Origin of the sequence: Oxalicibacterium faecigallinarum (genome assembly GCF_014635705.1) — a bacterium.
Classification (GTDB): Bacteria; Pseudomonadota; Gammaproteobacteria; order Burkholderiales; family Burkholderiaceae_D; genus Oxalicibacterium; species Oxalicibacterium faecigallinarum.
Map to the genome: position 1 here is coordinate 1,558,991 of NZ_BMDI01000001.1, position 13,652 is coordinate 1,572,642.

General features: G+C 52.7%; 11 protein-coding genes. 5 read left to right on the top strand and 6 right to left on the bottom strand.

Going from position 1 to position 13,652, the window contains the following annotated elements; genetic code table 11:
• The first annotated feature begins 66 nt into the window (after positions 1-66).
• The 5 genes from IEV29_RS07420 (at position 67) to IEV29_RS07440 (ending at position 7,826) form a co-directional block, all read left to right on the top strand.
• Complete coding sequence (locus IEV29_RS07420; RefSeq protein ID WP_229726274.1) at positions 67-1,359, top strand: surface lipoprotein assembly modifier; 1,293 nt, start codon at positions 67-69, stop codon at positions 1,357-1,359.
• A gap of 16 nt (positions 1,360-1,375) precedes the next feature.
• Entirely contained in the window at positions 1,376-2,920 is a 1,545-nt protein-coding gene (locus IEV29_RS07425) for a FecR family protein (RefSeq protein ID WP_188380573.1), read from the top strand.
• A complete protein-coding gene (locus tag IEV29_RS07430) occupies positions 2,917-5,118 on the top strand; it encodes an O-linked N-acetylglucosamine transferase, SPINDLY family protein (protein WP_188380574.1) in 2,202 nt (733 codons plus the stop codon). Before IEV29_RS07425 ends, IEV29_RS07430 begins: the two co-directional genes overlap by 4 nt.
• Before the next feature lie 79 nt (positions 5,119-5,197).
• A complete protein-coding gene (locus tag IEV29_RS07435) occupies positions 5,198-7,456 on the top strand; it encodes a CHASE2 domain-containing protein (RefSeq protein ID WP_188380575.1) in 2,259 nt (752 codons plus the stop codon).
• 178 nt (positions 7,457-7,634) lie between these two features.
• On the top strand, positions 7,635-7,826 hold the full coding sequence (locus IEV29_RS07440) for a hypothetical protein (RefSeq protein ID WP_188380576.1): 192 nt from the start codon (positions 7,635-7,637) through the stop codon (positions 7,824-7,826).
• Between the two features lie 93 nt (positions 7,827-7,919).
• Here the strand turns inward: IEV29_RS07440 and IEV29_RS07445 are convergent, their stop codons facing one another.
• The 6 genes from IEV29_RS07445 to IEV29_RS07470 all read right to left on the bottom strand — a co-directional run bounded on the left by IEV29_RS07445 (position 7,920) and on the right by IEV29_RS07470 (position 13,423).
• Positions 7,920-8,699 carry an ABC transporter permease gene (locus tag IEV29_RS07445; RefSeq protein ID WP_188380577.1) on the bottom strand — a complete coding sequence of 260 codons (780 nt, stop codon included), beginning with the start codon at positions 8,697-8,699 and terminating at the stop codon, positions 7,920-7,922.
• The gene (locus tag IEV29_RS07450) at positions 8,699-9,940 is read right to left on the bottom strand and encodes an ABC transporter substrate-binding protein (protein ID WP_188380578.1); all 1,242 of its coding nucleotides are present in this window, start codon (positions 9,938-9,940) and stop codon (positions 8,699-8,701) included. The genes IEV29_RS07445 and IEV29_RS07450 overlap by 1 nt, the downstream gene beginning before the upstream one ends.
• 27 nt (positions 9,941-9,967) lie before the next feature.
• Entirely contained in the window at positions 9,968-10,774 is an 807-nt protein-coding gene (locus tag IEV29_RS07455) for an ABC transporter ATP-binding protein (RefSeq protein WP_373868103.1), read from the bottom strand.
• Positions 10,771-11,844, bottom strand: coding sequence for an acyl-CoA dehydrogenase family protein (locus tag IEV29_RS07460; RefSeq protein ID WP_188380579.1), 1,074 nt, complete (start codon positions 11,842-11,844; stop codon positions 10,771-10,773). The genes IEV29_RS07455 and IEV29_RS07460 overlap by 4 nt, the downstream gene beginning before the upstream one ends.
• The gene (locus IEV29_RS07465) at positions 11,844-12,398 is read right to left on the bottom strand and encodes a carboxymuconolactone decarboxylase family protein (protein ID WP_188380580.1); all 555 of its coding nucleotides are present in this window, start codon (positions 12,396-12,398) and stop codon (positions 11,844-11,846) included. The genes IEV29_RS07460 and IEV29_RS07465 overlap by 1 nt, the downstream gene beginning before the upstream one ends.
• A gap of 98 nt (positions 12,399-12,496) precedes the next feature.
• Complete coding sequence (locus IEV29_RS07470; RefSeq protein WP_188380581.1) at positions 12,497-13,423, bottom strand: AraC family transcriptional regulator; 927 nt, start codon at positions 13,421-13,423, stop codon at positions 12,497-12,499.
• Positions 13,424-13,652: the final 229 nt, after the last annotated feature.

Genomic DNA, 13,652 nt, shown 5'->3' on the forward strand with positions numbered 1-13,652 from the left:
CGCTTTTTTTACGGACGTAAGATGAAGAAATCAAGATTTGCAAAGCATGCTGCTTTGCTCATTGCCATGGCGATGCAAATACCATTTGCCATGGCGGCCGACGCACAACTCGATGAAGCGCAACGCCTCGTCACAGCAAAGAAATCAGCCGAAGCGTACGAACTGCTCCTGCCACTCCAGTCAGAGCGAGCCGGTGATCCCCCATATGATTACCTGCTCGGCATTGCGGCACTCGACAGTGGCAAAACGCTGGAAGCCGTCTTTGCGCTGGAACGATTTCTCATGCTCAATCCCGACAATGGCCCTGCCCGTCTGGAACTGGCACGTGCCTATTACATCATGGGAGACATCAAGTCATCGCGCCGTGAATTTGAAACCGTGAAAGCGCAACAGATTCCAACGCAAGTCAACGCCGCGATTCAAAACTATCTGAGCGCCATGAATGCGTTGGTCGCCGGTGCCGGCACGCGCGTGCGCGGCTATGTGGAACTCGGTGGCGGACACGATAGCAATGCCAACAGCGCGACATCAGCGACCACCGTGGCAATTCCAGCATTTGGTGGCCTCGTTGGCACATTGGATCCTGCATCACGCAAACAGAGCGATGAATTCCTGATGGGAGGGGCAGGCATCAATGTCCGTCACCCGTTCTCGCCTGAATGGGCCTTCAGTGCGAACGCCGCACTCAATCTGCGTCGTTACAGTTCACTCGACCAATTCAATCTCGGCACGCTGGATGGCTCTGCCGGCTTTACTCGCACGCGTGGTGTTGATCAGTACACGGGCGCAATTCAATACCAAAAACTGATGATCGACAGTTCTTCCTATCGTCAGACATACGGCTTCCTCGGTCAGTGGCAGCACAGCTTCGATAATCAACGCCAGTTCACCACGTATGGTCAGGCGATGAAATTGGATTACGACGGCAGACAGAACATCCGAACCGGCAATCGTTATCTCCTGGGTGCAGCCTATTCTCAGGCATTTGACGGCAAATACATGCCGGTTGGCTATGCGGGTGCTTATGTTGGCAAGGAACGTCCTGATGCTGCAGGTGTGCCACACCTGGGCCACAATTTTTATGGCCTGCGCACCGGCGGTCAGATTTCGCTTGCATCCAATCTGGGGATCGTCGGTTCGACCAGCATCGAGAAGCGTGACTATCGCGGTGAAGAACCTGGCTTTTTGCGTACACGTGATGACAAGCAAATGGATCTGAGTCTGGCCTTGGTTTATCTGCCGAAAACCGATTGGGTCATTCGGCCGGAAATCAGCCATATCCGCAACAAATCCAATGTTGTTTTCAACGACTTCTCGCGCACACAGATTTTCGTGACAGTGCGCCGCAACTTCAACTAATCGCAGAGGCTCTATCATGCGTACACGACAACCCTTTTATATGAACAAAGCAGGCATGCTGGCAACATTGATTGCCGCCGCTTTCACTCCTTATGCCTTTGCGTTGACACCAGCGGGCAAGATCGATTTTGCCTTCGGCACGGCAACGGCAACCGGCACAGATGGCGTTATTCGTCCATTGAAAAAAGGCACCGAAATCTATAGCGGTGATGCCATCACGACCACAGACGGTCGCGTACAAATCCGCTTTAGCGATGGTGCCTATCTCGCATTGCAACCCAACACGTTGTTCAAGGTGGATCAATACGCCTATGAAGGCAAATCGGACGGCAAAGAGAAAGGATCTTTTAGTCTCGTCAAAGGCGGCCTGCGTACCATTACCGGCGCAATCGGCAAGGTCAACAAACAGAACTATGAAGTCCGCACACCAACCGCAACGATCGGTATCCGCGGTACGGGCTATAGCGCAGAAGCTGATGACAATGGCACAACGGTGAGCGTGTATACCGGACTGGTATCCGTATCCAATCAGGGAGGCAGCGTGACCTTGGGTGGAGGTCAATCAGTTTTTGTACGGACATCGCAAAGCAGCCCAGAGATGACCGATCAGAAAGCAGCCGCAGACCAGATCGTCGCGGAACGAAAGCAACAGGAAGAGCTGGAGCAACAGACGCAAACCGAGCGACCACTCGATACGCAGCCGTTGTTTACTGCAGGTGACCAGCGCACCTCGTCGGGTGAATCAGTGACGTACTCCGAACTGCTCAAAAACCCGGTCGATGGCCCAGGCTATTCCATCGTCGAGGCTTACGGAACAGGCTATGGAAATCTTTATCATGCCACCAACACAACAGCAAATTTTTCCGGAAACGCCTTAACTGCATATGTGTGGGGTGATGACGGAGAGGGCTCTTATTTTAGTTATAACGGCACGATCTCAGAAGCCAAATGGGATGGGTTGATCGGTTGGGGAAGATGGGTCCGAAGCAGTGGTAGTGAGGGAGGAGAAGGCCCCGCTCTTGCAGCGCTTGTCGCTCTTCCCACCTACGAAAGCCATGACCACTATGTTTTTGGTAAAGCAACCAGTCAGTCAGCAATCACTGCATTGAATGGTACAACGGTAAATTTCGCTTTGCTCGGCGCAACTAGTGCCGTATCAAGCCTCGGCTTTGGCGGAGGCGAGGCTTTTGTAGCAAGCTCAGGCAGTGGTAGCGGACTAGTATCGCTTGGCACCTTCACAGGTTCTGCAGCCGTACATTTCGGATCAAACACATATATGGACCTGACCACCAACATATCAGATAGTTTTTACGGCAACTTCAACGCTACTTTCAATAATATGCAGCTACGTTCCCATGCGGGTAGTGGCGGACCAATAGCAACGTTCTATACCAATGGAGAAGGCAGCGTAAGTTCGTCATTCATCGAATTGAACGGACTATTTGCAGGCTCCAATGCCGAGCGCATGGGTATTGCCTATAGTATTGATCAGGGAAATGGCGTCACCACCACAGGCGCTGCGGCCTTCACCTCAACATCACGCGGCCCATCGCCTCCTTGATTGTTGAAAAAATTTTGGATGCAACTCGTTCCATAGAGCAGCTACGGCAGTCAGCACGTGATGCATTTTCACGCGCTGACTACCAAAATGCTGCCAATCTCTTTCAGCAACTTATTCAGCATGATCCAGCAGATAGTTCAGCCTGGTTTATGCTGGGCGCATGTCTAGACCGCTGCAACCTAGTACAACAGGCAGAACACGCTTTTGCTCAATGTGAAGCGCTGAATCCCAATCATCCTGAAATAGCTAATGCGCGCGGCTCTGTTCTCATCAAAATGAATCGTATCGCCGCAGCACTTGCCGCGTTTGATCGTGCTCGGCGTTTGAACCCACGTGACCCACAGATCCTGACAAACATCGGCATCGTGTTAGAGGCATTAAAGCGTCATGGCGAGGCCATGCAGAGCTACGATCAGGCATTGGATATCAACCCCGATCATCTAGGTGCACTAAACAATCGCGGTGCCTTGCTGTTACTAAAAGGAAAAAAGAAAGAGGCACTGGCAGATCATCAACGGTTTGCGCGTTTGGCACCGAATAGCATCAATGGCCATTATTTTTCGGCAGAAACGCTGGCGACATTGCATCGTGATACAGAGGCATTAGCCGCCAACGACGCAGCTCTGGCGATTGATCCTCAACACGCCAAGTCGCTTTTTTCTCGCGCCGTATCGCTCAGTTCATTAAAGCGTTGGGATGAAGCCGAGCAAGCATTTCTTGATGGCTTGCGTATTGTTCCGGCTGAATTCAGCGCGCTTCTGAAAAATATCGGTATGGATAGCAGCATCTGGCAACACAACATGCCAGATCCACGCAATGTCTACTGCTTACGTAAGTTGGAGCAGTTGCGCCAATGCGATTGGCAAAACTACGATGAGTTCTTGAGTACATTCAAGGAACTACTCCATCATTGGAAAACAGCATCCACGACAAGTTATCTCGACAAAATTCTGGCACATCCTTGTCTGGCATTGCCATTAACGCTTCAAGAGCACGCTAATCTCGCCTCATCAGCAGCAGCCGGCGTGCAATCTCAAGCTCCTCATGCACCTGTCACTTCCAAATCCGTAACGACGCATCAAAAATTACGCATCGGCTATCTTTCTCCCGACTTTCGTGAACATGCGACTATCCATCTCACGCGACATATGTATGGATTGCATGATCGAACAAAATTTTCGATTTACTGCTATTCAATCTCCAATGATGCGAGCAGTCCATCCATCCAGAAAGAAATTGCGGCAGCATGTGATGCTTTCAGGGATGTTTCGACGCTAAGCACGGCAGCAATCGATGCATTAATTCGCAAAGACGAAATCGACATCTTGATTGATCTTGCCGGTTATACGGCACATGCACGTGAAGCACTGTTCTCCTCACGCCCGGCACCTCTGTGTGCAGCCTATTTGGGATATGCGGGTAGTGTCGGACTGGATGGCGTTGATTACTACATCAGTGACAGCGTAGCCTGCAATACTGAACAGATACCTTTCTTCTCGGAGAAAATCGTCACGCTGCCACGCAGCAGTTTTTGTTACAACGACAAACAGGAAATTGCAGCGCCACTAACACGAACAGAATACGGCTTACCGACGACAGGATTTATTTTCTGCTGCCTGAACAACACCTGGAAATTGGAGCCCACCGTATTTGATAGCTGGATGCGCATACTGGCAAGAACACCGGACAGCGTACTCTGGCTGTTTAAACCGAACCCCGATGTCGAAGAAAACTTGCGCGAAGAAGCACATCAGCGTGGGATTGATCCATCTCGGCTGGTGTTTGCAGATCCGTTACCGGTCAAACAGCATCTGGCACGTTACCTGGTCGCCGATCTGTTTCTTGACACGTTCTATTACGGGGGCCACACCACTACGCTTGATGCACTATGGGCAGGCTGTCCTGTTGTTACTAAGCTTGGAGCGCACTATGCATCCAGAGTTAGCAGCAGTCATCTCACTACGCTGAAAATGCCTGAGCTGATCACAGGATCCGTCGAGTGTTACGAGAATCTGGCAGTAGAACTGGCAACGTCCCCTGATCGTCTAGAAGAAATCCGTAAAAAAATTGCAGTAAAGCGTGTAAGCACATCATTATTTGATCCACGGGATCTTGTCCGCAATCTTGAACGCGCCTATCAAGCCATTTGGGCTCGACATCAAGCCGGCCTATCTCCGGCTGCGATACACCTTTCCTGATGCCTTCAGTGACAAACCATATGTACTCGCCACCATTGCTCCAACATTTGCGTACGCCATTGTTGCAAAGGAATAGTCCATGCGCCTGCTGAAAAAATACGGCCTCACTTGGCTCGTTTCCTTGCTGCTGACGACATTAACTTGCGGTGTCGTGATGGAGGTTTTGCCGACGACGGTTGTCGAACGCATTGATCACTTTCTGTATGACCTGCGCATGCGGGCACAGCCTACAGAGCACGATCCCCGTATCGTGATTGTCGATATTGATGAAAAAAGCCTGGATCAAATTGGCCGTTGGCCTTGGAGTCGCAATGTCGTTGCCGATCTCACCAGTTCGCTTGCAGATCACTACAAGGCCAAATCCATCGGCTTCGATATCATCTTTGCCGAACCAGATACAAGTTCCGGCTTTGAAACCTTGCGGAAATTAAGTCAACACGAGCTGAAGGATACGCCTGGCCTTGATCAACGCTTGCGGCAGTTGAGAAACGAGCTCGACTACGATGGACGCCTGGCTGCCGCAATCAAGGATAAGCCGGTTGTCATGGGTTTCCTGTTTTCAAACGAGCCACGCTCGGTTTCCAAAGGTGTTCTACCGCCACCTGCCTTTTCTGAAGACGAACTGGAAGGTCGACGACTGGACACCTTGAACTGGACGTCCTACACCGCCAATCTGGCTCGTCTGCAGTCCGCTGCATCAAGTGGTGGATTCTTTAATCCCGTACTCGATCAGGACGGTGTCGTGCGTTCCGTACCCCTGCTTGCGAAGATCGATGGCAATTATTATGAGTCGCTTGCAATTGCCACCACCCGTGCAGCATTGGGTGCCAACACCGTACGTCCGGTCTTTCTGCAGGCCGATGCCATGATGTCGGAAGAGGCTTTGCGTCAATACGGGGCGATTGCATCGCTTGCCATGGATGGTCCGCTGGAAACCATCGATATTCCTGTCGAACGCCGTCTGACGACGCTGGTGCGCTATGGCAGTAAAGGTGGCGTTGAAGACAGTCACTTTACCTATCTGTCCGCTGTGGACATCATCAAGCGACGTTTGCCCTTGTCTGCCCTGGAAGGGAAAATCGTGCTGGTCGGCACAACCGTTCCCGGTCTGTACGACTTGCGCGCCACGCCAGTCAGCCCGAACTATCCTGGCGTGGAAATCCATGCCAACGTGATTGCCTCCATCCTTGATGCAAACTTCCTGCATCGTCCCGATTTTTCGGTTGGCTACGATTTGCTACAAGTCATTCTTGTCGGGCTCCTGCTTGGCATCTGTCTCCCTTTGCTTGGCCCACTGGTTGGCATGGGATTATCGTTCGGTACAGCCGTAATCATTGTTGTCTTGAATTTTGTGCTTTACAGCTACGGCAACCTTGTATTGCCGATGGCAAGTGCACTGTTACTGGTTGCGGTGCTGTTTGTCAGCAACCTGGGCTGGAGTTATCTGTTTGAAGTGCGTAGCCGACGCGCCATGGTCGGCTTGTTTGGTGAGTATGTCGCCCCAGAGCTGGTCGCAGAAATGGCGGCCAATCCCAAGGCATACAGCATGGAAGGCGAAAGCCGTGATTTGACAGTGTTGTTCTCGGACGTACGTGGTTTTACGACGATTTCGGAGAGCCTGCAGCCAAACGAGCTGCGTGAATACATCAATGACTATCTGACTGCCATGTCCGAAGACATTCGCAACAATCGCGGCACGCTCGACAAATACATTGGCGATGCAGTCATGGCGTTCTGGGGCGCACCGGTTTTTCTGCCAGATCACGCATCGTTGGCCGTGGCAACGGCCCTCAAGATGCAGGAAAGCGTGATTGAACTGAATCAACGTTTCGCCAAACGAAAATGGCCCGCCCTGCACATCGGCATCGGTATCAACACTGGCCTGATGCGCGTAGGCGATATGGGATCCAAAGTACGTCGTGCTTATACAGTGATGGGCGATGCGGTCAATCTGGGATCACGTCTCGAAGCGATTACCAAGGTCTATGGCGTCGGCGTTATCGTCGGTGTACAAACACGCGAAGCTGCGCCAGAGTATGCCTACCGAGAGCTGGATCGTGTACGCGTCAAAGGCAAGAACGAACCGGTACCGATTTTTGAGCCGATGGGATTGTTTAAAGAGCTCAATCACGTTGCGCGTGCGCGCATCGAAAAATGGCATGATGCGCTTGCCGCGATTCGTGCCATGCGATGGGATGACGCGGAACAAAAACTGCAAGCGCTGCAGGCAGATAAACCGCATGGCTTATACACACTTTATTTACAGCGAATCCAGCACTACCGTGATAATGCACCGCCAGCAGATTGGGATGGTGTGACCACGTTCGACACCAAGTAATCCCAAGAATTATCTTGTTTCATCACGAGCCGGCATGCATTGGCGACTCCCGGCATTGCATCAATGCAATGAATGCAAATTTTGAATCATCTTCCCACAACAAAACAGCTACTTATCCGACTAGTCGATTAAAGGTACATCGTTAAACTTATTGAACAACAACCCTTAGGAGACTGTTATGAAAAGTGAAAAAGATGATCTGCGTCGCAAGAGCGAGATGCCTAATGCAAGTTCAGGTAACCGCTCAAATGAACGTACCATCAAGCACGAAACGATTCCAGGACAAAAGCCTGCAACAGGCGCCCAGAACAATCAGCGCTCGCAAAAGGACAAGGCCTCGCAAAGCACGAGTGATGAGGATTTGAACTAAGCACTTCACATTGTGCGAACAAAAAAGCCGCATCGAATGAACGATGCGGCTTTTTCATGTATGACATCCGATCAACATTACAGATGGATGCGATCAACGACCAAACTCACGTTCCTTGACATGCGACCAACGCGCATGCGCAAAGCGCGCGGCGTAATCCAGAAAATAGCCCAGCATGCCGATCAGAATGATCGCTGCCATCAATTCGGAATACGCCAGACGATCACGCGTATCGAGAATGAAGTAGCCCAGGCCGGCGGACACACCCAGCATCTCTGCCGGTACCAGCACAATCCAGATGATGCCGATGGCCAGACGAACGCCAGTGAGAATATGTGCAGTAATCCCGGGCAGAATCACACGCAAGACAAGCTCCGTACGTGTTGCAGACAAGCTCTTGGCAAGCATCAACCAGTTCGGATCCAGATGCATGACACCGGCAATCGTATTGAGCATGACCGGCCATACTGCAGCGAACGCCAACAGAAAATAAACCGGTGCGTCACCAACGCCCAGCACCATGACAGCCAACGGCATCCACGACAATGGTGACACCATCCGCAAGAGCTGAAACAAAGGCGTGCTGCTATTGGCAAACACCTTCGACGTCGCCACCAAAATACCCAAAGGCACCCCGATGGCAAATGCAAACGCCAGACCGACAACAACCCGCTTCAGACTCAAATAAACGTGTAGCCAGATGTCGGCACCTGTCACCAGTTCAACAAATGCACGCGCTGTCGGCCACGGCGCGAACATGGCAGCAATCGGCGTCTGCTCTTCCAGCAGAGAGACGCCAAAGCTCCAAAGAATGATCGCGACGACCAGCCCGATTAAGGGCAGCAGAATGCGATCGCGCAAGACTTTTTTCATCAGACAGCAATCGTTTCCGTACGGGTGTAGCCAGCAGGCAAGCCGAATGCCGAAGGGCCGCCAGCCGCAGTGATCGCCTTGCGAACAAAACGGTCATCCACCAGATCCTTGGCAACAAACTTCGGATCAAGTTTTTGCAGGAAGCTGATATCGCCTTCCACCTTGGTTTGCGTAATCGCGCGCACCAGTTCTTCGGTATAGGAAGGGAATGGATAAGGCTGGAAATCGATACGACGCTGATTCCAGTTCGGGTGCGCGATCACGCCACGCTTCTCATAACTGTTGAAGTCGCTGACAGCCAATACCTTGGTCAGCGCTTGCAGACTGTGCGGCGTGTATTTTTCCTCGCCGCTTGAGGCCATCAGCTTGGCTGTTTCCACTTGGTTGGAACGCGTCCACAATTGCGCATTGATGATGGCATTGGTGACACGTTGCGACCATTCCGGCTTGTCATTCAAATCGCGCTCGGCAAGGAAGGTGACGCAGCAGGCGTGATCTTTCCAGACGTCGCCCGAAAAGCGCAAAACTTTGCCAATACCGGCGATCTCTGCGTTGGCATTGAACGGCTCTGCCACAACAAAGCCGGCAATCGACTTCGTCGCCAAGGCAGAAACCATTTCCGACGGTGCCAGCACAACCAGATTGACTTCATTCGGTTTGATTGCCTCGCCGCGCGCACGCGTTACCGCAGTCAGATTATTCTTGCGCAGCAGCTGCTGAAACAGGATATTGTGGATTGAATACCAGAAGGGAATCGCAAACGTCTTGCCGCCGAGATCGCCAATCGTGTTGATATCGTTAGCGACAGTGACCGCCGAGCCATTGATGTGATTCCACGCCACCACCTTGGCAGGAAATTTGGAGCCATAACGCACCCACAAGGTCGCAGGCGACAGCAAGTGGATCACATTGACCTGACCGGAAACGAATGCCTCGATGATCTGTGCCCAGCTGCGGAACAGGCGTGGTTTTTCTGCTTTCAGGCCCTGTTGTTCAAACAGCTTGCGACCGTGTGCCACCAGCAATGGCGTTGCATCGGTGATCGGCAGATAGCCAATCTTGACCGGCTGGTCATCTCCCTTGAAATTCTGCGCCATTGCATCGCTAGCAAACAACATCGGCGCAGCAGCACCCGCTGTTGCCATCGCCGACATCTGCAGGAAATCGCGGCGCGTCATACCGCAATCGCAATCGGAAGACGCGCAGATATGAATTTTCTTGTTGTTCGACAGCGTGCTCATGGTTATTACCTTTAATTAAGAAGTGAATCAGGCAGTGATTTGTAATTGACGCAAGGCAGACAGAATCTGCATGCGTAACTCGGTAACTTCGTTGGTATGTGCTTCGCGCGGACGTGGAATATCGAGTGTCCACTCCTGCACGATACGACCCGGCGCATCCGGTCCCTCATCCTTGCCCATCAGCAGGATGCGGTCAGCCACGAGGATGGCTTCGTCGATATCATGCGTCACCAGAAGAACGGCGGTATGCCAGCGATGCACCAGCTCGACCAGCAAGGTCTGCATGCCGGCACGCGTAATCGCATCCAGTGCCGAGAAAGGTTCGTCGGCAAAAAGCAGTTCGGGCTCACGGGCCAGTGCACGGGCCAGCGCAACACGTTGTGCCATGCCGCCGGACAGTTGCGCCGGAAAAGCGCGTTCGTGTCCACGCAGACCAACAGCTTCCAGTGCCTCTGCAATGCGTGCCTGACGTGTTTGTTTGTCGATGACAGGTTGCCGCGCAAAGTCCAGGCCAAAGCCTGCGTTACCCGTTACATCCAGCCACGGCAACAAACTGGCTTGTTGAAAGACCAGCGCGGCACGTGGATGCGGCGCATCCAGTGGCTTGCCAAGAAACGAGACTTCGCCCTGCTGCTGCTCTGCCAAGCCAGCGAGTACGCGCAACAAGGTGGATTTTCCGCAACCGCTACCGCCCAGCAGGCAGACAATCTCGCGCTTGCGTACATGCAGCGACACATCCTTGAAGATGGTGCGACTGCCGTAACCAAAACGCAGATTACGGCCTTCCAGTGCAATATCACCGATATCAGTTGGCGACACGTCGTAAGTCATCATGCTCCCGAGGTTGCTGCCTGCTTTTGTAATTCAATCTGCAATTGCGTGAGACTCGGCGTCACGATGGGAATGAATGCCGATTCGCGCCAGCGCCGTGCAAAGTTGCGGTCATTATCCTGCAAATAGGCGCGACCACCGCTGGCCTGCAATTCCAGCATGACCGCCTGCTGCACGATCTCCGCCAGCGTAATGCGAATGCGGAACAAGCCAGCCGCCTTAGTCTTGAAACTGCCGTCAAGAATACCCGCCGTCATGGCTTCTACCACGTCATTCAGTTGCTGCTGCAATTCGCTGACACGGCCGTTCAGCTGACTGCGCGTGGCAGCACACAAGGCTTCTGCCGCACGCAGGCTGGCGCGCGCCAGGCCAATCGACATCCCGCATTGCATACCAAGAAATCCCGGGCGCACGCCCGGCAAGTATTCGCGCGCATTACTATGGATGACCTCGTCCTCACTGATGTGCACAGCCTTCAGCTTGACTGCTGCGGTATTGCTGGAACGTAGCGCCATCAAATCGAGATCGGCACTGCGCTGCACGCCTTCAGTCTCATTACAAAAGCACACGATGGCAGGTGGCGCATCCTTTGACGAAGCAACCGCTGCAGCCGCAATAAAACCTTCCTTGCGCAAATTGGTTACCCACGCCAGTGAGCCTTCAAGTTGAAAGCCATCTTGTTCAGGCGTCGCTGTAATTTGCAGCGACTCAATACCGGACAGGAACTTCATCGCATTCGATAACCCGGTAGCGCCAGCTCGCTCACCTTTCGCCAGTCGGGCAATCCAGCGTTCAGCCAGCACTTGATTCGGACTGTGCAGCAAATACTCGATGAATGTACGATGCCCCCAGAGTACGAATGCAGCGGTCAACGAATATTCCGCCACGTCTGCAATCGCATGAATCGCATCGCGCACATCACCGCCACTACCACCATACTGCTGCGGTACGCCCACACCAAACAGACCCGCTTCGCTCAGTTTGGGCAGCACCTCAGATGCCAGATCCTGCGAGCGATCAAGCGTATCGCTCTGCGCCTGCAGCCAGGTTTGCAATGTGGTGGGTAGTATCATCAGATGGCTCCTGGCGCAAAGGGTAGCAATTCCTTGTTGATCGCACTACCTGCCAGGCTGTTTGCAAAATTGCACAACGTAGCGAGGCTGATGCCGAGCACGACTTCCAGCGCTTGCTGCTCACTATAACCGGCTTGCAGAAATTGTTGATAATCACCGTCATCCACGCCACCACGACGTGCAATCACGGCTTCGGCAAAATGACGGACTGCATCCAGCCTGGCATCGCCCGTGTCCTGTCCTTGTTGCAACGCACGCACCTGTTCAACCGGCAACTGTGCTTTTTTCAGTGAGATTGCCGTATGACCGGCTATGCAGAAGTCACAGCCGTGAATCCGCGCTGCCGTGATCTGCACGACCTCGCGCTCGGCCAGCGTCAGGGAGGTTTTTGCATTGATTCCGGAAACGGTCAGATAGGTTTCCAGCGCTTGTGGCGAGTTGGCCAGAACAGCAATCAGATTGGGCAGAAAGCCATTGTTCGCAATGGCACGCTCAACAAAAGGTTTGCTATCGGCAGGTGCGGTCTCCAGTGTTCGTAGTGTCAGACGGGACATGTCATTCCTCTTGAAATAATTGACCGTCTATTATGGCATCGTATGAATCGCATACCATGCACCTACGTCGCTGTTTCTTGCTCAAACGTCTTTCGATATCAGTTTAATTGCCGCAGATTGTCCCTGGCACGCACGCCACGCCGATAGGCGCCTGGCTGTTCACCAATGACTTTTTTGAAAGCGCGTGAAAATGCTGCATGCGAACGATAGCCAACATGCTCGGCGGTACGCTCAACCGACTCGCCTGCATGCAAATGCTGTGCGGCGATCTTCATGCGTAAGGACAGGAGGAATTGTGCTGGCGGCTGACCACTTGCGTCGACAAAATGTTTATAGAAACTGGCACGTGACATGTGTGTGACACGAGCCATTTCATCCGTCGACCAGTTTTCACCCGGAGCCTGCATCAAGTGATCCAGCAATGGCTTGAACTCGGTACGACGGGCCAGTGCCAGCAAGCCCGATGCAACCACATCGGATTGCGCGACGTGCCGCATGACATAGAAAAACAGAAGTTCCACCAGACGCGCAATGAGCGGTGATGGCTGCTCCGGATCATCCCCGCCCTCTTCCAGAATCAAGTTAAGCAAAGCCCGTGCTGCGCGCAACGACGGATCATCAGCACGCAGAATCACATAGTCTGGAAACGAATCGACAATCAATGCACTCAACGCTGTGCGAAAGTGAAAATAACCGCACGCCAGCCCGGTTGCATCGCTTGCAGCGGCGGCATTCAACGGCAGCATTGCCACCTGCGGCAAAACGGCAGTTCGCTCCTGCTCAGGACTCAAGAAATGAGGAATATCGCGCAACAGGAAAACACCATCCTGAGGCTGCAATGCGATCGGCTCGGCACCTTCCAAATGCAAATAACAGTCACCATGCAACACCAGATGAAAACTGCCAAGCGCACGTCCTGCAGTCGAGGCACGCCAGCGACCACAGTATTGGCCGACATGAAACACCGTCGTTTGCAGTTCCAGACTGCCAAGTAACCAATGTACGAGTTGATCGGTATTGTTCATTGAGCGAACATCGCGCTGCTCGCAAAGCGTGTACACGCCGGGAGCGCTAATGTAAAACGGAACAGCCTATCGCGATCTTTATCGCTCTACAACGAAGTGATTTTCATAACCTTATGCACAGAAGGCATAAGGGCTCACCCATGATTTCCACTTCTCTCATACAAGCCAATCGATACTCGTGACCGGGCACAAGCGATTGACTCCGGCGAGCATGCAAGTACTGTACAGA